The following is a 19520-nucleotide window of genomic DNA, read 5'->3' on the forward strand; positions in this document are numbered from 1 at the left end:
TTTTTCTTTTAATCAATTGTTAAATACACCCGTTAACCCTATGGTTGCAATGCGTATGGGCCGCTAATATGTTGCAGCCTTCAGCGAATTGTTAATGGGTATTGCCGCAGGTTGCGAGGCGGCTCGCACAATCTCATTTACTGAGATGAAAATCTGCGATTAGGCTGCGAAATTCATGGAAAAATCACCAATAATGTCGCGCAATGCCAGGATGAATCGCGCATCATGTCGCCCTCAGCAAGGAGAGCGACATGTCACTGGCGGTAATCTATAGCCGCGCCATCATCGGCGTTCAGGCCCCTTCCGTGACGGTGGAGGTGCATATCAGCAATGGCCTGCCCGGCCTGACGCTGGTCGGCCTGCCGGAAACCACGGTAAAAGAGGCGCGCGATCGGGTGCGCAGCGCCCTGATCAACAACGGTTTCACCTTTCCCGCCCGGCGCATCACCGTTAATTTGGCCCCCGCCGATCTGCCGAAAGAAGGCGGACGTTACGATCTGCCGATAGCGCTGGCGATCCTCGCCGCCTCCGAGCAATTACCCCTCGCACCGTTGGCGCGCTACGAGTTTCTTGGCGAGCTCGCGCTGTCCGGCTCACTGCGCGCGGTCAGGGGCGCGATCCCGGCGGCGCTGGCGGCGGCTGATGCCGGGCGGCAACTGATCCTCTCGACGGACAACGCCGCCGAAGTCGGCCTGATCGCGCAGTCACACTCCCATACCGCCCAGCACCTGTTGGAAGTCTGCGCTTTTCTGCTCGGCCAGGGCGAACTGCCGGTGGCGGCCACGCCTCCCGCTGCGGACACCGCCTGCGACAGCGCCGATCTGCGCGACATCATCGGCCAGGAGCAGGCCAAGCGGGCACTGGAGATCGCCGCCGCCGGCGGGCATAACCTATTGCTGATTGGGCCGCCCGGCACCGGTAAAACCATGCTGGCCAGCCGCCTAACGGGCCTACTGCCACCGCTCACGGAGCATGAGGCGCTGGAAAGCCTGGCGGTCGCCAGCTTGCAGCATCACATTCCCGCTGCCCTACCATGGCGCCAGAGGCCGTTTCGCGCACCGCACCACAGCGCCTCGATGGCGGCATTGGTCGGCGGCGGTTCACTGCCGCGACCGGGTGAGATCTCGATGGCACATAACGGCGTGCTGTTTCTGGATGAACTGCCGGAATTCGAGCGTAAGGTACTGGATGCGCTGCGTGAGCCGTTGGAATCCGGTGAGATCGTGATTTCACGCGCCAACGCCAAGGTCTGTTTCCCCGCCAGAGTACAACTAATCGCGGCAATGAACCCCAGCCCGACAGGGCATTATCAGGGGTTGCACAATCGCGCCTCACCGCAGCAGGTGTTGCGCTATCTGGCCCGGCTGTCAGGGCCTTTTCTCGACCGTTTCGATCTGTCTATCGAAGTCCCGCTGTTGCCGCCGGGTACACTCAGTCAGCGGAAAACGCATGGAGAAAGCAGCGAACAAGTGCGGAAAAGGGTGCAACAGGCACGCGCCAGGCAGCTCGAACGCGCCGGTAAAGTCAACGCGCTGTTGAGCAACCGCGAAGTGGAACGAGATTGCGTTCTGCAGGCGGCAGACGCCGAGTTTTTGGAAGCGACATTAAACGCGCTGGGGTTATCGGTTCGCGCCTGGCAGCGCATCTTGAAAGTGGCGCGCACGCTGGCGGATTTGGCGGGAGATGCTGAGCTCGACAGATGCCACCTCAGCGAAGCGCTGGGCTATCGCTGTATGGACCGGTTGCTGTTACAACTGCATCGTAGTCTGGAATGAAAATGGGGCCCGCAGGCCCCATCGTCTTTAGTCTTCGCTGTCGCTGTAATCTTCTACAGCGTCAGCCTGCGGTTTACCGCCGGACAGAGTATGGAATTTCTTCGGGCGACGTGTGCGCGCCAGATATTTAGCCCATACTTTTTCCTGCTCGGTAGCCGCTTCGCGCTCACCGCGGCACACTGCGACGAACAGCTGTTCTTCTTCAGTGGCTGGCTGGCGTTTGCCCGAGTCCAGCTCGTTAAACGCGTAGCCGAAGCGCTCTAGCAATTGCGCCTCTTTAATGGTGAAATCGCCGTGACGGGAGAACCCGCGAGGGTAATGTTTATTATCAAAAAAACGATTGGTCGTGGTGAAGCTATCCGCCATCTGACACGCTCCTAATTCTCTTATGGCCGTGCTGTTTATGGCGCGGAGTATTAGATAGGCTTGACAGCGTGTAAAACAAAACATTTAAATCTTAACGACAAATTTTTTTGGAGATAGGTGTGGATACCGAATTACTGAAAACCTTTTTGGAGGTCAGTAGAACGCGTCACTTTGGCAGAGCCGCAGAATCTTTGTACTTAACGCAATCCGCGGTCAGTTTCCGCATCCGTCAGTTAGAAAACCAGTTGGGCGCCAATTTATTTACCCGTCATCGCAATAATATCCGCCTGACGCCTGCCGGCGAGCGGCTTCTGCCCTATGCCGAGAGCCTGATGAACACCTGGCAGTTGGCGAAGAAGGAGGTCGTGCGTTCGCTGCAACACACCGAGTTGTCGATCGGCGCTACCGCTTCGCTGTGGGAGGCCTATCTGACCCCCTGGTTGCAAGCGCTCTATCAACAACGCGAGGCGCTGCAGCTAGAAGCCAGGGTGGCATTAAGGCACTCTTTGGTAAAACAACTGCATGAAAGGCAGCTCGATTTACTGATCACCACTGAACCGCCGAAGATGGATGAGTTGGCCAGCCAGCAGCTGAGCAATTTCTCATTACGCCTGTTCTCATCCGCTTATCGTGACAAACAGGCCCCAATGCCCTACATCAAGCTGGAATGGGGAGCCGACTTCCACCAACAGGAAAACCGCATGTTGGAAGGTGATAACGTACCGGTGCTTACCACCACCTCTGCCCACCTGACGCGTCAGCTGTTGGAAACCACGGGCGGATGCGCTTTCCTGCCCAGCCAGTGGGAAAAAGAGTATCCACAGCTGGTGGCCGCCGCCGAGATCCCGCCGATTATCCGCCCGCTGTATGCCGTCTGGTTGCAAAATAGCGATCAACAGCCTTTGATTCGGCAATTACTTAAAATACCTTTAAATACCGCAGCCTAAAGCGTTATGACGGCCTTAAACGCCGTCATCGTGGTAATGACTGTCTATCACGCAAAAACGCGCTCATCGCCTTCTGAGAGAAGATAATGCAAAACGATATAAGAATCAGGAGGCCGGCAGGGCAGAGTTCGGAGAAACATGAAGCAACCAGGATCGGGTAAACATCGGCACATAGCGCCCATGAGATCTGTTCCAAAACGGTAAAGAAGAGAAATAATAGGCAAAAAAAAACCCTTTGCTTTCGCAAAGGGTTCTTAATATGGCAGGGGCGGAGAGACTCGAACTCGCGACACCCGGTTTTGGAGACCGGTGCTCTACCAACTGAGCTACGCCCCTAAATCTCGCTTAACATTATGCCTGCTTTATCAGCAGGCATAATTAAATAAGTGGCGGAACGGACGGGGCTCGAACCCGCGACCCCCTGCGTGACAGGCAGGTATTCTAACCAACTGAACTACCGCTCCACCGATTCTTTTACGTCGCATCTCTCGATGCCGGCAAATTCGCGCTCTGCGATTTGCGCATTACCAGTCGTCACACTGATAACGTTTATTTGATGCCTGGCAGTGTCCTACTCTCGCATGGGGAGACCCCACACTACCATCGGCGCTACGGCGTTTCACTTCTGAGTTCGGCATGGGGTCAGGTGGGACCACCGCGCTATTGCCGCCAGGCAAATTCTGTTTCATTCCAACCGCTTCACTCTCGTGTCGCCATCAGAACCAATCTGTAAACAAGCTGAATATTGTCTCGGTCTCACCAAAACACCTTCGGTGTTGTAAGGTTAAGCCTCACGGATCATTAGTACTGGTTAGCTCAATGCATCGCTGCACTTACACACCCAGCCTATCAACGTCTTAGTCTTAAACGTTCCTTCAGGGACCTTAAAGGCCCAGGGAAGACTCATCTTGAGGCAAGTTTCGCGCTTAGATGCTTTCAGCGCTTATCTTTTCCGCACTTAGCTACCGGGCAATGCCATTGGCATGACAACCCGAACACCAGTGGTGCGTTCACTCCGGTCCTCTCGTACTAGGAGCAACCCCTCTCAATCTTCCAACGCCCACGGCAGATAGGGACCGAACTGTCTCACGACGTTCTAAACCCAGCTCGCGTACCACTTTAAATGGCGAACAGCCATACCCTTGGGACCTACTTCAGCCCCAGGATGTGATGAGCCGACATCGAGGTGCCAAACACCGCCGTCGATATGAACTCTTGGGCGGTATCAGCCTGTTATCCCCGGAGTACCTTTTATCCGTTGAGCGATGGCCCTTCCATTCAGAACCACCGGATCACTAAGACCTACTTTCGTACCTGCTCGAGCCGTCACTCTCGCAGTCAAGCTAGCTTATGCCTTTGCACTAACCTCACGATGTCCGACCGTGATTAGCTAACCTTCGTGCTCCTCCGTTACTCTTTGGGAGGAGACCGCCCCAGTCAAACTACCCACCAGACACTGTCCTCACCCCGGATCACGGGGCCGAGTTAGAACATCAAACATTAAAGGGTGGTATTTCAAGGATGGCTCCACGCAGACTGGCGTCCACGCTTCAAAGCCTCCCACCTATCCTACACATCAAGGCTCAATGTTCAGTGTCAAGCTATAGTAAAGGTTCACGGGGTCTTTCCGTCTTGCCGCGGGTACACTGCATCTTCACAGCGAGTTCAATTTCACTGAGTCTCGGGTGGAGACAGCCTGGCCATCATTACGCCATTCGTGCAGGTCGGAACTTACCCGACAAGGAATTTCGCTACCTTAGGACCGTTATAGTTACGGCCGCCGTTTACTGGGGCTTCGATCAAGAGCTTCGCCTTGCGGCTGACCCCATCAATTAACCTTCCAGCACCGGGCAGGCGTCACACCGTATACGTCCACTTTCGTGTTTGCACAGTGCTGTGTTTTTATTAAACAGTTGCAGCCAGCTGGTATCTTCGACTGGCTTCAGCTCCATCCGCAAGGGACTTCACCTACATGCCAGCGTGCCTTCTCCCGAAGTTACGGCACCATTTTGCCTAGTTCCTTCACCCGAGTTCTCTCAAGCGCCTTGGTATTCTCTACCTGACCACCTGTGTCGGTTTGGGGTACGATTTAATGTTACCTGATGCTTAGAGGCTTTTCCTGGAAGCAGGGCATCAACTACTTCTGCACCGTAGTGCATCGTCATCACGCCTCAGGGTTAGTATGCAACCGGATTTACCAGGTCACACCCCCTACACGCTTAAACCGGGACAACCGTCGCCCGGCTAGCCTAGCCTTCTCCGTCCCCCCTTCGCAGTAACACCAAGTACAGGAATATTAACCTGTTTCCCATCGACTACGCTTTTCAGCCTCGCCTTAGGGGTCGACTCACCCTGCCCCGATTAACGTTGGACAGGAACCCTTGGTCTTCCGGCGAGCGGGCTTTTCACCCGCTTTATCGTTACTTATGTCAGCATTCGCACTTCTGATACCTCCAGCAACCCTCACAGGCCACCTTCAACGGCTTACAGAACGCTCCCCTACCCAACAACGCCTAAGCGTCGCTGCCGCAGCTTCGGTGCATGGTTTAGCCCCGTTACATCTTCCGCGCAGGCCGACTCGACCAGTGAGCTATTACGCTTTCTTTAAATGATGGCTGCTTCTAAGCCAACATCCTGGCTGTCTATGCCTTCCCACATCGTTTCCCACTTAACCATGACTTTGGGACCTTAGCTGGCGGTCTGGGTTGTTTCCCTCTTCACGACGGACGTTAGCACCCGCCGTGTGTCTCCCGTGATAACATTCTTCGGTATTCGGAGTTTGCATCGGTTTGGTAAGCCGGGATGGCCCCCTAGCCGAAACAGTGCTCTACCCCCGAAGATGAGTTCACGAGGCGCTACCTAAATAGCTTTCGGGGAGAACCAGCTATCTCCCGGTTTGATTGGCCTTTCACCCCCAGCCACAAGTCATCCGCTAATTTTTCAACATTAGTCGGTTCGGTCCTCCAGTTAGTGTTACCCAACCTTCAACCTGCCCATGGCTAGATCACCGGGTTTCGGGTCTATACCTTGCAACTATTCGCCCAGTTAAGACTCGGTTTCCCTACGGCTCCCCTATACGGTTAACCTTGCTACAAAATATAAGTCGCTGACCCATTATACAAAAGGTACGCAGTCACACCACGAAGGTGCTCCCACTGCTTGTACGTACACGGTTTCAGGTTCTATTTCACTCCCCTCGCCGGGGTTCTTTTCGCCTTTCCCTCACGGTACTGGTTCACTATCGGTCAGTCAGGAGTATTTAGCCTTGGAGGATGGTCCCCCCATATTCAGACAGGATGTCACGTGTCCCGCCCTACTCATCGAACTCACGACCTGTGCATTTTAGTGTACGGGGCTATCACCCTTTGCTGCGCGACTTTCCAGACGCTTCCACTAACACACAAGCCGATTCAGGTTCTGGGCTCCTCCCCGTTCGCTCGCCGCTACTGGGGGAATCTCGGTTGATTTCTTTTCCTCGGGGTACTTAGATGTTTCAGTTCCCCCGGTTCGCCTCATGCCACTATGTATTCATGACATGATAGTGTGTCGAAACACACTGGGTTTCCCCATTCGGGTATCGCCGGTTGTAACGGTTCATATCACCTTACCGACGCTTTTCGCAGATTAGCACGCCCTTCATCGCCTCTGACTGCCTAGGCATCCACCGTGTACGCTTAGTCACTTAACCTCACAACCCGAAGATGTTTCCATCGTTCGTGCTGCAAACATTTGAGAGACTCTATGACAGGTTACTCTTTATCCCAATACATCTACGGAGGGATAAATTTCAGCCGTCATGTTTCAATTTTCAGCTTGTTCCAGATTGTTAAAGAGCAATATCTTAAACATGACTCGCAAGTCATCTTTAAGATTTTTTCGGTTATCGCTAACCGGTGATAATGTCTTTCACTCATTATCGGAATGGCGTCCCCAAGGGGATTCGAACCCCTGTTACAGCCGTGAAAGGGCAGTGTCCTAGGCCTCTAGACGATGGGGACCCGAAATTGGCTTATCGAATCACCGATTCGATAATTTCGGGTAAAGGTGAGATTTTTCGTGAAAAATCGAGCGCCATTGTCGTTTGTCACTGCACTGGACAGTCACAAATCTCCTGGCACTTACCTATACCACAAGGTTTTGTTTGCTCATTACTTTTTCATCAGACAATCTGTGTGAGCACGCCACTCGAATCAATATCTTTAGGTAAGGAGGTGATCCAACCGCAGGTTCCCCTACGGTTACCTTGTTACGACTTCACCCCAGTCATGAATCACAAAGTGGTAAGCGCCCTCCCGAAGGTTAAGCTACCTACTTCTTTTGCAACCCACTCCCATGGTGTGACGGGCGGTGTGTACAAGGCCCGGGAACGTATTCACCGTAGCATTCTGATCTACGATTACTAGCGATTCCGACTTCATGGAGTCGAGTTGCAGACTCCAATCCGGACTACGACATACTTTATGAGGTCCGCTTGCTCTCGCGAGGTCGCTTCTCTTTGTATATGCCATTGTAGCACGTGTGTAGCCCTACTCGTAAGGGCCATGATGACTTGACGTCATCCCCACCTTCCTCCAGTTTATCACTGGCAGTCTCCTTTGAGTTCCCGGCCGAACCGCTGGCAACAAAGGATAAGGGTTGCGCTCGTTGCGGGACTTAACCCAACATTTCACAACACGAGCTGACGACAGCCATGCAGCACCTGTCTCAGAGTTCCCGAAGGCACCAATCCATCTCTGGAAAGTTCTCTGGATGTCAAGAGTAGGTAAGGTTCTTCGCGTTGCATCGAATTAAACCACATGCTCCACCGCTTGTGCGGGCCCCCGTCAATTCATTTGAGTTTTAACCTTGCGGCCGTACTCCCCAGGCGGTCGATTTAACGCGTTAGCTCCGGAAGCCACGCCTCAAGGGCACAACCTCCAAATCGACATCGTTTACAGCGTGGACTACCAGGGTATCTAATCCTGTTTGCTCCCCACGCTTTCGCACCTGAGCGTCAGTCTTCGTCCAGGGGGCCGCCTTCGCCACCGGTATTCCTCCAGATCTCTACGCATTTCACCGCTACACCTGGAATTCTACCCCCCTCTACGAGACTCTAGCTTGCCAGTTTCAAATGCAGTTCCCAGGTTGAGCCCGGGGATTTCACATCTGACTTAACAAACCGCCTGCGTGCGCTTTACGCCCAGTAATTCCGATTAACGCTTGCACCCTCCGTATTACCGCGGCTGCTGGCACGGAGTTAGCCGGTGCTTCTTCTGCGAGTAACGTCAATTGATGAGCGTATTAAGCTCACCACCTTCCTCCTCGCTGAAAGTGCTTTACAACCCGAAGGCCTTCTTCACACACGCGGCATGGCTGCATCAGGCTTGCGCCCATTGTGCAATATTCCCCACTGCTGCCTCCCGTAGGAGTCTGGACCGTGTCTCAGTTCCAGTGTGGCTGGTCATCCTCTCAGACCAGCTAGGGATCGTCGCCTAGGTGAGCCATTACCCCACCTACTAGCTAATCCCATCTGGGCACATCTGATGGCAAGAGGCCCGAAGGTCCCCCTCTTTGGTCTTGCGACGTTATGCGGTATTAGCTACCGTTTCCAGTAGTTATCCCCCTCCATCAGGCAGTTTCCCAGACATTACTCACCCGTCCGCCGCTCGTCACCCAGGGAGCAAGCTCCCCTGTGCTACCGCTCGACTTGCATGTGTTAAGCCTGCCGCCAGCGTTCAATCTGAGCCATGATCAAACTCTTCAATTAAAAGCTTGATTTGCTTCCACTCGAGAAGCGATGCTCAAAGATTTACTGCATGAATTTTACTTCAGTTAGTCACTCTTCAAGACTTGATATTTTTTTGCATCCGAAGATGCTGGATATCGTCTTGTGGAGTGCCCACACAGATTGTCTGATAAATTGTTAAAGAGCAGTGCCGAGAAACTCATCGGCGCGGGCTGCGTATATTACGCTTTTCGCCCTGAGAGTCAAGCGTTTATTTCGCTTTCTTCTCGCTGACCCGGCGGCTTGTCAGTCGTTGTTCCCGGTCAGTGGAGGCGCATTATAGGGAGTTCTCGGCGGGCCGCAACCCCTATTTTCAATATTTTTTCCGACCGTTGAATGTTTGACCAAAACACCGTTAAAGTGGCAGTTTTTTCAACGATTTAAAGCCGTAGCCCTGCAAAACGGGTAATAAAGCGTCAGTGTCTTCATTTAACGCCATGCAATACGCCAGATTCTCTTCCTGGCTTGAGACCAGATTTTCCTGCGTCGAGATGAGCCAGGCGGTACGACGGGCAATCGCTGCGCCGGAATCCACCAGCCGGGTGCCTTCCGGCAACACCTGCATCAGCTCTTCAGCTAATAGAGGGAAATGGGTACAGCCCAGCACGACGGTATCCGGCGGCTCGCGCATGCTCAGCCACGGATGCAGGATCTTCTTCAGCACCGGCAACGGCACGGCTTCGCCGTGCAGCTTGGCCTCCGCCAGCTCCACCAGCTCTGAAGAGCCCAGCAGTTCAATCTTGCAGTCGGTAGCAAAACGGGAAATCAGTTCGTGGGTGTAGCTGCGCTGTACGGTGCCGCGGGTCGCCAACAGGCCGACAATGCCGTTGACGGTAAGACGGGCGGCAGGCTTGATGGCGGGCACCACGCCCACGACCGGGAAACTGAAACGCTCGCGCAGGGCCGGCAAGGAAACGGTGCTGGCGGTGTTGCAGGCAATGACGACAATCGCCAGAGGATGCCGCTGCTGCACCGCGCCGACAATCTCCAGTACGCGCTCAACGATAAACTCTTCGGACTTCTCGCCGTAGGGGAACGCCACGTTGTCGAAAGCGTATATATAGTGGAGATCCGGCAGCAACTGCCGAATCTCCTGATATACCGACAGCCCGCCGACGCCGGAATCGAAAACCAGCACCGTCGGGCGAGGTGTGGCGGTACTGTTAGAAGGTATAGCTTCCAGTGAGGTAATATTCTCTTCCTGGAGTAGCGTAGCCATAGGCCGTCTCATAATCTTTATCAAACAGGTTGGCAATTCTACCACGAACTGTCAGATGAGATGTGACCGGATACGAAACTGCGAGATCCCACAGGCTCACGCCGCCAAGTTTAACCGTACGCGTAGTGTAGCCGCTGTAATCACCGTCGTAGCGCTCTCCCAGATACTGGTAGGTTACCGCCCAGTCAAAGTCATACAACTGCCAGTCCAGCTCATATTTCACCTGCTGTTTGGCACGGCGCAGCAGCACTTCGTTGGTCTTGGCGTTGCGAGGATCGACATAGTCATAGCCAATCTGGTGCGTCAACGGGCCGGTATCAAAAGACGCCGTCGCTTCAATACCTTTAATCCTTGCCTGATTAACATTGTAATAGGCAGAACCTGAACCGCTTGATGCATAGCTGATCAGATTATCTATATCATTGCGATAACCGGTGACGCGCCAGGTAACCGGGCCGGTCAGCCCCTCAAATCCCCCTTCCCACTGTTTGCTTTCTTCCGGTTTCAAATCTGGGTTGCCGCCAAAGCTGCCGTACTGTTGCCCCAAATTCGGCGCTTTAAACGCAGTACCATAAGACGCGATGGCACGATAGCCCTCAACAAACTCCCAAGCCACGCTGGTTTGCCAAGTACCATGCCAACCAAACTGCGAGTTATCGTCACCGCGCACCGCACCTTCCAAAGTAAAGGCATCCACTTGTTGCTGCGCCGTCAGATAAAGCCCGGTATTACGTTGGCTCTTGCTATCAGTGATGTAAGCCGTACCCGGCTCGATTTTTTGATTCTGCCAATCGACACCCGTACTGATATGGCCTTGAGCAACCTGGAACGTATTGCCCCACTGCACATTGTATTGCGTGGAATCATCCAGGGTTGCAGATGCAGAATAAGGGCCGTATTTGGGATCATAGTTATAGTCTTTGGTATGGCTATAGCTCGCGATCAACTGCGCAGCATAGATGCCGTCCTGATAGCGCAGACCGCTATCCCAACTTTGGCTATAGAGTTGGCGAGTGTCGGGCAACGCATCCAAATGTGCCGGATCCGCATAACTGTAATTACCGTCATAAGCCGTGCGATTGTCATAACCATAGCCACGAACAAAGCCGCTGAACGCCTCATTGAACTTGTGCTCAATGCCGCCATACAGAGATTTGCTCATGAAACCGTCGCGGTCAGGCTGCGCCGGATTGCCGAAGCTGTCCGGCAAATTAGCCACTACATTATATCCTTTGGTATAGGTGTAATTCCCTGCCACCGTCGCCACGGTGCTGTCGCCAAGCTGTTGCTGGGTCGACGCGTCATAGGACTGATAGCCGTTGGAACCGACGCCTGCGGAGAGCGTAGTGCCGTTCTTTTCGCGGGTGGTGATGATGTTGACCACGCCGCCGATGGCGTCGGAGCCGTACACCGCCGAACGCGGGCCGCGAATGTATTCGACTTTCTGCACCAGCGAAATCGGGATTTGGCTGAGATCGGAAGAGCCGCTGACGCCCGCCTGATTAAGACGAATGCCGTCAATTAGCACCAGCACATGGCTGGAGTTGGTGCCGCGAATAAACAGCGAACTTTGTTGCCCCAGGCCGCCATTCTGCGAAATATCCACGCCCGGCAGGCGGCGCATCACGTCGGTCAGGCTCTTGGCCTGCCAGCGATCGATATCGTTGCGGGTGACGATGGAAGTCGGCGCCAGCACGGAAGAAACCGGCTGCGGGAAGCGGTTGGCGGTCACCACCAGGTTATCGCCATTCGTGGCTGCCGTGTTGTCTTGCGCCCATCCAGAAAAAGCCGTGACGGAGGAGACCACCGCCAGCAGCGTATTTTTTGTAATTGTCATGAGAAAAGCATCCAAACTTAATTGGCGGATGCCGCAGGATCATGGCCGGTAGTTCGCGACGACCACGGACATTGCGACGTAACACCGGCAGGTCTTCGGGCTTGGGATTTGCGGGCCGCGGGGCGCGACCGGCAACGGGCGATGACTTCCCATCCTGCAGTGGACAGTGTCTGCGTCGAAACGCTATCGCCGTGACTTCCCCTTACCGCTGCGCGTCAGCTCCGGATTCACACCGGATTCCCTTTTCACTCGCTGCTTGAGGCCGGACGGCAATGCTACGATCAATGAAAATAGATGTCTAGACTGCTACTAATGTTACAAATAATAAACGCGACAAAACTGGACTTCACGGGCTGATTCCCTACAATCCCCGCTGATCAAATTTGCCTGACGAGAAGACACACATGACGCCCGAGAATTTGCCTATTGAACGTTACGATGACCAACTGGCGGAGAAAGTCGCCCGCCTGAAGACGTTGATGTCACCGTTCGCGGCGCCCGAGCCGGAAGTGTTCCGCTCGCCAGTCGACCACTACCGCATGCGCGCCGAATTCCGCATCTGGCACGACGCGGACGACATGTACCACATCATGTTCGATCAGCAGACCAAGCAGCGTATTCGCGTCGATCGGTTCCCTGCCGCCAGCGAACTGATCAACCGCCTGATGAGCGCCCTGATCGCCGCACTGAAACCGGAGCCGATCCTGCGTCACAAGCTGTTCCAGATCGATTATCTGTCGACGCAAAGCGGCAAAATCATCGCCTCGCTGCTGTACCACCGCAAGCTGGATGACGTTTGGCAACGGCGCGCCGAGCAGCTGCGCGACGAACTGCGCGCTCAGGGTTTCGATCTGCAACTGATCGGCCGGGCGTCGAAGACCAAAATCATGCTCGACCAGGATTATGTTGACGAAGTGCTGCCGGTCGCCGGCCGCGACATGATCTACCGCCAGGTGGAGAACAGCTTTACTCAGCCCAACGCGGCCATGAACGTGCAGATGCTGGAATGGGCGCTGGCGGTGACCGCCGGTTCCAAAGGCGATTTGCTGGAGCTGTATTGCGGCAACGGCAACTTCTCGCTGGCGCTGGCGCGCAATTTCGAGCGCGTGCTGGCGACCGAGATCGCCAAACCGTCGGTGGCGGCGGCGCAATACAACATCGCTGCCAACCATATCGACAATGTGCAGATCATCCGCATGGCGGCAGAAGACTTCACTCAGGCAATGAACGGCGTGCGCGAATTCAACCGATTGAAAGGCATCGATCTGAGCGGCTACAACTGCGAGACGATTTTCGTCGATCCGCCGCGCAGTGGGCTGGACGCTGAAACGGTGAAGATGGTGCAGGCTTACCCGCGCATTCTGTATATCTCATGCAACCCGGAAACGCTGTGCGCCAATCTGGAAACGCTGCAGACCACGCACCGGGTCAGCCGCCTGGCGCTGTTCGATCAGTTCCCGTATACCCATCACATGGAATGCGGCGTGCTGCTGGAAAAGCACCGCTGATACGACAGGGGCGCCATCATGGCGCCCCGTTTCATTACGACTCTTGAGTCGGCGCATCCGGCGCCTTGCGCGCCTTCAGCTTGACCCCGATCCACAGCACCAGCGCCACGCAGATTACCGACGGCAGGAAGTTGGAACCGATCTGCGGGTATTCGGCGCGCACGATGGCGCTGTACATCAGCAGCCCCAGCAGGAAGCAGGCCGCCGCCAGCTTCGGCATGCCGTCCGGCATAGCGCGGTTCAGGTAACGCTGATGCAGGCAGTACACCGCCAGCACCAATGCGATCAGCGGGAAGATCGAAAACGGCACCACCGAGCTGAACAGCGCGGCAAAGGAACCGTTGATCGAAAGGCCGGCAATCAACGCCAGCAGTAAGGTGCCATTTTCACGGCCTGGTTTTTCCATCACTTTTTACCTTTTTTATACGTGGGACACAGAAGCTTTTTCTTGTTCGCGGCGATACCAGTAATACGCCCCTTTGGAGATCATCCGCAGCTGCAGCACCAGCCGTTCTTCCAGCTGCTGCCGCTGCTCGACGTCGATATCCAGCGCTTCCGCGCCGGCGCTGAACACGATGGTGACCATCGCCTCCGCCTGCGCTTCGGTAAAGCTGCGCGGCATGTGGTTTTCCAACTCGAGGTAGTCCGCCAATTCGGCGATGAAATGCTGGATCTCGCGCGCCACCGCCGCACGGAATGCCGCCGACGTACCGGAACGCTCGCGCAACAGCAGACGGAAGGCATTCGGGTTGTTGCCGATAAATTCCATAAAGGTGGACACCGAGGTGCGGATCACGCTGCCACCCTTGGCGATGCGTTGGCGCGCCTGGCGCATCAACTGACGCAGCATCAGGCCGCTTTCGTCCACCATGGTCAGCCCCAGCTCATCCACATCGCGGAAATGGCGGTAAAACGACGTGGGCGCGATGCCCGCCTCGCGTGAAACTTCCCGCAGGCTCAGGCTGGCGAAGCTGCGTTCGGCGCTCAGCTGGCTGAATGCGGCTTCGATCAGGGAACGACGAGTCCGTTCTTTTTGTTGTGCTCTGACGCCCATATGCATATCCGGATAGGTTCCATTCTCTCAGTCTAACGCCCTAGACTCGGCAATATAGCAAATTTTATTGCAACAGCATTTATACTAACGCGCTCTATCACACTTCCGCCCTGAGCCGATTGTGCTTTGCCTCAAAAAGCCTAATGGTGATTGGGTGAGCAGCGCTATGATGTTAAGATACCGTTGTAATCTTGTATAAAAAAACAGGTCTCTCCTACATGCAACAGCACTATCAATTTGATGCCATTGTGATTGGCTCGGGCCCTGGTGGTGAAGGTGCCGCCATGGGGCTGGTGAAACAGGGCGCCCGCGTGGCCGTTATCGAACGGTACAACAACGTAGGCGGCGGATGTACCCACTGGGGCACCATCCCTTCCAAAGCCCTCCGCCACGCCGTCAGCCGCATTATCGAATTCAACCAGAACCCGCTTTACAACAACTCGCGCACGCTCAGCGCGACCTTCCCTGACATTTTACGCCATGCCGATAACGTCATCAGCCAGCAGACCCGCATGCGCCAAGGCTTCTATGAGCGGAACCAGTGCAAACTGTTCGCCGGCGACGCGCGCTTCATCGACGCCAACACCGTTAGCGTCAGCTATATGGACGGCACCCAGGACACCATCCGCGCCGACCACATCGTGATCGCCTGCGGCTCGCGCCCTTACCATCCGGCCAGCGTCGATTTCAATCACCCGCGCATCTACGACAGCGACTCCATTCTCGAGCTGAGTCATGAACCGCGCCACGTGATCATTTACGGCGCCGGGGTGATCGGCTGCGAGTATGCGTCTATCTTCCGCGGCCTGAACGTCAAGGTGGATCTGATCAACACCCGCGATCGCCTGCTGGCGTTCCTCGATCAGGAGATGTCGGATTCGCTCTCTTACCACTTCTGGAACAACGGCGTGGTGATCCGCCACAACGAGGAGTTCGAGAAGATTGAAGGCACCGAAGACGGCGTGATCGTGCACCTGAAGTCCGGCAAGAAGGTGAAAGCGGACTGCCTGCTGTACGCCAACGGCCGTACCGGCAACACCGACTCGCTGGGCTTGGAAAACGTCGGCCTGGAATCGGACAGCCGCGGGCTGCTGAAGGTGAACAGCATGTACCAAACCGCGCTGTCGCACATCTACGCGGTCGGTGACGTGATCGGCTATCCGAGCCTGGCTTCCGCCGCCTACGATCAGGGCCGCATCGCCGCGCAGGCGATCGCTTCCGGCGAAGCCAGCGGTCACTTAATCGAAGATATCCCGACCGGCATCTACACCATTCCGGAAATCAGCTCCGTCGGCAAAACCGAACAGGAACTGACGGCGATGAAGGTGCCGTATGAAGTGGGCCGCGCCCAGTTCAAACATCTGGCGCGTGCGCAGATCGCCGGGATGAACGTCGGCAGCCTGAAGATCCTGTTCCATCGCGACACCCTGCAGATCCTCGGGATCCACTGCTTCGGCGAGCGTGCGGCGGAGATCATCCACATCGGCCAGGCGATCATGGAACAGAAAGGTGAAGGCAATACTATCGAGTATTTCGTTAATACGACCTTCAACTATCCGACCATGGCCGAAGCCTACCGGGTGGCGGCGCTTAACGGCTTAAACCGCCTGTTTTAACGCGTTGTCGATGTAACCCTGCATGTGCTCGCGGATCGCTTCGGCCAACTGTTCATAACGGCTGCGCAGTGGGGAACCGGGGCGATACACCAACGCGATGGTGCGCTTCGGCTCCGGCTTGTAGCAATCCAGATAGCAGACGCCGTCGCGTTCGCGCTGCGGCGGCACCGCCAGTGACGGCAGCAGGGTAATGCCGCTGCCGGCCGCGACCATATTGCGCAGCGTTTCCAGACTGGTGGCGCGGAAGTGAGTATCTTCGTCCGCGCCCGCCTGGAAGCAGAAGCCCATCGCCTGATCGCGCAGACAGTGGCCATCCTCCAGCATCAGCAGCTTCTCTCCCGCCAAATCCGGCATCGCCACGCGCTCGCGCTGCGCCCACGGGTGATCGGAATACACCGCCAGCTTCATCGGTTCATCGAACAGAGGCACTTCGATAAACGCCTCGGTTTCCTTCACCAAGGCCAGAATGGCGCAGTCCAATTTGCCGCTGTCGAGTTGCGCCAGCAGTTGCTGGGTTTGCGCTTCGTGCAGGTACATTTCCAGTTTCGGGAAGGTTTTGTGCAGCGTCGGGATGATCTGCGGCAGCAGATAAGGCCCCACGGTCGGGATCAGGCCGATGTGCAGCGGCCCGGACATGGCTTCGCCCTGCTGGCTGGCCATCTCCTTCAATACTTTCACTTCGCGCAGCACGGTACGCGCCTGCTCCACCAGCAGCAGACCCGCCTGGGTGAACAGCACCTTGCGGCTGGTGCGCTCGAGCAGCATGACGCCCAACTCGTCTTCCAGCTTGCGGATCTGCCCGCTCAGCGTGGGCTGGCTCACATGGCATGAATCGGCCGCACGGCGGAAGTGCCGGTGCTCGGCCAAGGCGACCAGATACTCTAAATCACGAATATTCATTGTTTCCCTCCATTCCATGATAGCTCATGGCGATAGATAAGATAGCAATGAGCGATTAGATCTATCAAGCCCAAGCGACAATAATGTGTCCCAACGAAGCGATATCGCGCTAAATGCTAAAAATTACTTTTCCTAATTAAGGGGTTAATCAATGTTTACCAGTCAAGAAGGCAAGAAAGTTCCTCAGGTTACTTTCCACACCCGTCAGGGCGACCAATGGATTGATGTGACCACTGATGACCTGTTCAAAAACAAAACCGTTATCGTGTTCTCGTTGCCGGGCGCGTTTACGCCAACCTGTTCTTCGAGCCATCTGCCGCGCTACAACGAGCTGTCCAGCGTATTCAAGCAGCACGGCGTCGACGGCATTCTGTGCGTCTCGGTGAACGACACCTTCGTGATGAACGCCTGGAAGGCCGATCAGCATGCGGAAAACATCACCTTCGTGCCGGACGGCAACGGTGAATTCACCAAAGGCATGAACATGCTGGTCGAGAAAGCGGATCTGGGCTTTGGCCCACGTTCATGGCGCTACTCGATGCTGGTGCGCGACGGCGTGGTCGAGAAAATGTTCGTCGAGCCGAACAAGCCGGGCGACCCGTTTGAAGTGTCCGACGCCGACACCATGCTGAAATACCTGGCGCCGGAATTCAAAGTGCAGGAATCGGTCTCCCTGTTCACCAAGCCGGGCTGCCCATTCTGCGCCAAAGCCAAGCAGATGCTGCAAGAGCGCGGCATTCAGTATGAAGAGATCGTACTGGGCAAAGACGCCACCACCGTCAGCCTGCGCGCCGTCAGCGGCCGCGCCACGGTACCGCAAGTGTTCATCGGCGGCCGTCACATCGGTGGCAGCGACGATCTGGAAACTTTCCTGTCAGCTTAATAAGTAATAACAAAGCCAACGTGAACTTTGGCGGGCTACGGCCCGCCCTTTTTTTACCTTTCAGGAGCGGATATGAAACTGTTGAACGTTGATGTCGCGGTCATCGGCGGCGGCACCGCAGGGCTCGGCGCCTATCGCGCGGCCAAACTGTCTACCCCCAGCGTGGTGATGATCGAAGGCGGGCCTTACGGCACCACCTGCGCGCGCGTTGGCTGTATGCCATCCAAGTTGCTGATCGCCGCTGCCGAAGCGGTGCATCAAATCGAACGCGCGCCGGGCTTTGGCGTGCACCCAACCGGTAAAACCCGCATCGACGGGCGCGAAGTGATGGCGCGCGTCAAGCGCGAATGCGATCGCTTCGTCGGCTTCGTGCTGGAAGGCGTGGACGAGATCCCGGCCGGCGACAAAATTCAGGGCTATGCCCGGTTTATCGACGACAACACGCTGCAGGTCGATGAGCATACACGTATCGTGGCGCAGCGCATCGTAATCGCCACCGGTTCCCGCCCCAGTTGGCCGACGCAGTGGAACGAACTGGGCGATCGTCTGATCGTCAACGACGATCTGTTCAACTGGGATGATTTGCCACAGTCAGTAGCGGTATTCGGCCCTGGCGTCATCGGGCTGGAGCTGGGGCAAGCGCTGCACCGCCTCGGCGTCGACACCAAGGTCTTCGGCATCGGCGGCGCGGTTGGGCCGCTGACCGACAGCGCCGTGCGCGATTACGCCGCCAAAGCGCTGGGGGAAGAGTTCTTCCTCGACGCCGACGTGAAGGTAGAGATGATGCAGCGCGAAGGCGACAAGGTGTTTATCCGCTATCAGGATTTGCAGGGCCAACCGCAGGAGATCCTGGTGGACTACGTGCTGGCCGCCACCGGCCGCCGCCCCAACGTCGATCGGCTGGGTCTCGACAACACCGGCCTGCAGCTCGACGCCCGAGGCGTGCCGCTGGCCGACCGCCTGACGATGCAAACCAGCGTGCCGCATATTTTCATCGCCGGCGACGCCAGCAACCAGCTGCCGCTGCTGCATGAGGCCAGCGATCAGGCGCGCATCGCCGGCGCCAACGCCGGCAGCTTCCCAGAGATCAATCCGGGCCTGCGCCGCAGCGCGATTTCGGTGGTGTTCTCCGATCCGCAGATCGCCATGGTCGGCTCAACCTTCCGCGAGCTGAGCGAGAAGTTCAGCGCCTGCGGCTGCTTTGAAGTGGGCAACGTCTCGTTTGAGAATCAGGGCCGCTCGCGGGTGATGCTGCGCAACAAGGGCATTCTGCACGTCTACGGCGAGCAAGGCACTGGCCGTTTCCTCGGCGCGGAAATGATCGGCCCAGACGCCGAGCACATCGCACACCTGCTGGCCTGGGCGCACCAGCAGCAGATGACCGTCGATCAGATGCTGGACATGCCGTTCTATCATCCGGTGATCGAAGAAGGCTTGCGCACCGCGCTGCGCGATCTGCAGGCGAAGCTCAAACTCGGCGCGACCGAAATCGAGCGCTGCCAGCGCTGTCCGGGCGAATAACCTCTCATTCTCCGTTCAACCCCACCGGGCCTTCAGGCCCGGTTTTTTTGCGCGGCACTTTCCACATTTTCCTCCCTCCTCTTGCCTCACGGCCCTTCTGCGCTCATTTTTTATGCTTCGACATTGAAAT

At 56.1% G+C, this 19520-nt stretch carries 12 protein-coding genes, 3 tRNA genes, 3 rRNA genes and 1 riboswitch; of the genes, 6 read left to right on the plus strand and 12 right to left on the minus strand.

The annotated features are described in order from the left end of the window. Positions 1–251: 251 nt before the first annotated feature. Positions 252–1775 (plus strand): YifB family Mg chelatase-like AAA ATPase, encoded by a 1524-nt coding sequence (locus ACYF6X_RS23500; RefSeq protein ID WP_107228014.1) that lies wholly within the window; start codon positions 252–254, stop codon positions 1773–1775. A 27-nt stretch (positions 1776–1802) separates the two neighbouring features. Here ACYF6X_RS23500 and ACYF6X_RS23505 read toward each other — a convergent pair whose 3' ends face one another. Then, positions 1803–2141 carry a MaoP family protein gene (locus ACYF6X_RS23505; RefSeq protein WP_004929946.1) on the minus strand — a complete coding sequence of 113 codons (339 nt, stop codon included), beginning with the start codon at positions 2139–2141 and terminating at the stop codon, positions 1803–1805. 119 nt (positions 2142–2260) lie between these two features. On the opposite strand from ACYF6X_RS23505, the gene hdfR reads away from it, so the two are divergent. Further along, positions 2261–3088 carry an HTH-type transcriptional regulator HdfR gene (hdfR, locus tag ACYF6X_RS23510; RefSeq protein ID WP_063990789.1) on the plus strand — a complete coding sequence of 276 codons (828 nt, stop codon included), beginning with the start codon at positions 2261–2263 and terminating at the stop codon, positions 3086–3088. 260 nt (positions 3089–3348) lie between these two features. On the opposite strand, the gene ACYF6X_RS23515 is transcribed toward hdfR, so the two are convergent. The 8 genes from ACYF6X_RS23515 to btuB form a co-directional block, all read right to left on the minus strand. Next, positions 3349–3424 (minus strand) — tRNA-Trp (locus ACYF6X_RS23515). A gap of 51 nt (positions 3425–3475) precedes the next feature. After that, positions 3476–3552: transfer RNA gene (locus ACYF6X_RS23520), tRNA-Asp, on the minus strand. A 94-nt stretch (positions 3553–3646) separates the two neighbouring features. Further along, positions 3647–3762 (minus strand): 5S ribosomal RNA (gene rrf / locus ACYF6X_RS23525). A 106-nt stretch (positions 3763–3868) separates the two neighbouring features. Beyond that, positions 3869–6776: ribosomal RNA gene (locus tag ACYF6X_RS23530) — 23S ribosomal RNA — on the minus strand. A 234-nt stretch (positions 6777–7010) separates the two neighbouring features. Next, positions 7011–7086 (minus strand) — tRNA-Glu (locus tag ACYF6X_RS23535). A 206-nt stretch (positions 7087–7292) separates the two neighbouring features. Further along, positions 7293–8834: ribosomal RNA gene (locus tag ACYF6X_RS23540) — 16S ribosomal RNA — on the minus strand. Together the 16S, 23S and 5S rRNA genes with 3 tRNA genes alongside form the textbook arrangement of a ribosomal RNA operon. Positions 8835–9207: 373 nt before the next feature. After that, complete coding sequence (gene murI / locus ACYF6X_RS23545; protein ID WP_107228017.1) at positions 9208–10071, minus strand: glutamate racemase; 864 nt, start codon at positions 10069–10071, stop codon at positions 9208–9210. Further along, positions 10016–11908, minus strand: a complete 1893-nt coding sequence (btuB, locus tag ACYF6X_RS23550) for a TonB-dependent vitamin B12 receptor BtuB (RefSeq protein WP_130017745.1) — start codon at positions 11906–11908, stop codon at positions 10016–10018. Before btuB ends, murI begins: the two co-directional genes overlap by 56 nt. A 69-nt stretch (positions 11909–11977) precedes the next feature. Next, positions 11978–12197: riboswitch (cobalamin riboswitch) on the minus strand. Positions 12198–12312: 115 nt separating this feature from the next. Here btuB and trmA point away from each other — a divergent pair. Continuing rightward, a complete protein-coding gene (trmA, locus tag ACYF6X_RS23555) occupies positions 12313–13416 on the plus strand; it encodes a tRNA (uridine(54)-C5)-methyltransferase TrmA (protein ID WP_107228019.1) in 1104 nt (367 codons plus the stop codon). A gap of 34 nt (positions 13417–13450) precedes the next feature. On the opposite strand, the gene ACYF6X_RS23560 is transcribed toward trmA, so the two are convergent. Both ACYF6X_RS23560 and fabR read right to left on the minus strand, forming a co-directional pair. After that, the gene (locus ACYF6X_RS23560; protein WP_049201879.1) at positions 13451–13822 is read right to left on the minus strand and encodes a YijD family membrane protein; all 372 of its coding nucleotides are present in this window, start codon (positions 13820–13822) and stop codon (positions 13451–13453) included. 15 nt (positions 13823–13837) lie between these two features. Continuing rightward, on the minus strand, positions 13838–14470 hold the full coding sequence (fabR, locus tag ACYF6X_RS23565; RefSeq protein WP_004931044.1) for an HTH-type transcriptional repressor FabR: 633 nt from the start codon (positions 14468–14470) through the stop codon (positions 13838–13840). 218 nt (positions 14471–14688) lie between these two features. Here fabR and sthA point away from each other — a divergent pair, with 218 nt between their 5' ends. Further along, positions 14689–16086, plus strand: coding sequence for a Si-specific NAD(P)(+) transhydrogenase (gene sthA, locus ACYF6X_RS23570; protein ID WP_004931047.1), 1398 nt, complete (start codon positions 14689–14691; stop codon positions 16084–16086). On the opposite strand, the gene oxyR is transcribed toward sthA, so the two are convergent. Then, the gene (gene oxyR / locus ACYF6X_RS23575) at positions 16069–16986 is read right to left on the minus strand and encodes a DNA-binding transcriptional regulator OxyR (protein ID WP_033636422.1); all 918 of its coding nucleotides are present in this window, start codon (positions 16984–16986) and stop codon (positions 16069–16071) included. The genes sthA and oxyR overlap by 18 nt on opposite strands. 151 nt (positions 16987–17137) lie before the next feature. On the opposite strand from oxyR, the gene ACYF6X_RS23580 reads away from it, so the two are divergent. Beyond that, on the plus strand, positions 17138–17869 hold the full coding sequence (locus ACYF6X_RS23580; protein ID WP_019452251.1) for a glutathione peroxidase: 732 nt from the start codon (positions 17138–17140) through the stop codon (positions 17867–17869). Positions 17870–17941: 72 nt separating this feature from the next. Further along, a complete protein-coding gene (locus ACYF6X_RS23585) occupies positions 17942–19390 on the plus strand; it encodes a dihydrolipoyl dehydrogenase (protein ID WP_130017746.1) in 1449 nt (482 codons plus the stop codon). Positions 19391–19520: the final 130 nt, after the last annotated feature.

It is taken from the genome of Serratia sp. ID 25-353, assembly GCF_054792795.1.

Excerpts from the sequence above, each read along its gene's own strand:
- ACYF6X_RS23585 (WP_130017746.1), top strand. The coding sequence starts at position 17,942 with ATGAAACTGTTGAACGTTGATGTCGCGGTCATCGGCGGCGGCACCGCA.
- oxyR (WP_033636422.1), bottom strand. The coding sequence starts at position 16,986 with ATGAATATTCGTGATTTAGAGTATCTGGTCGCCTTGGCCGAGCACCGG.
- ACYF6X_RS23580 (WP_019452251.1), top strand. The coding sequence starts at position 17,138 with ATGTTTACCAGTCAAGAAGGCAAGAAAGTTCCTCAGGTTACTTTCCAC.
- fabR (WP_004931044.1), bottom strand. The coding sequence starts at position 14,470 with ATGGGCGTCAGAGCACAACAAAAAGAACGGACTCGTCGTTCCCTGATC.
- btuB (WP_130017745.1), bottom strand. The coding sequence starts at position 11,908 with ATGACAATTACAAAAAATACGCTGCTGGCGGTGGTCTCCTCCGTCACG.
- trmA (WP_107228019.1), top strand. The coding sequence starts at position 12,313 with ATGACGCCCGAGAATTTGCCTATTGAACGTTACGATGACCAACTGGCG.
- ACYF6X_RS23500 (WP_107228014.1), top strand. The coding sequence starts at position 252 with ATGTCACTGGCGGTAATCTATAGCCGCGCCATCATCGGCGTTCAGGCC.
- ACYF6X_RS23560 (WP_049201879.1), bottom strand. The coding sequence starts at position 13,822 with ATGGAAAAACCAGGCCGTGAAAATGGCACCTTACTGCTGGCGTTGATT.
- sthA (WP_004931047.1), top strand. The coding sequence starts at position 14,689 with ATGCAACAGCACTATCAATTTGATGCCATTGTGATTGGCTCGGGCCCT.
- murI (WP_107228017.1), bottom strand. The coding sequence starts at position 10,071 with ATGGCTACGCTACTCCAGGAAGAGAATATTACCTCACTGGAAGCTATA.
- ACYF6X_RS23505 (WP_004929946.1), bottom strand. The coding sequence starts at position 2,141 with ATGGCGGATAGCTTCACCACGACCAATCGTTTTTTTGATAATAAACAT.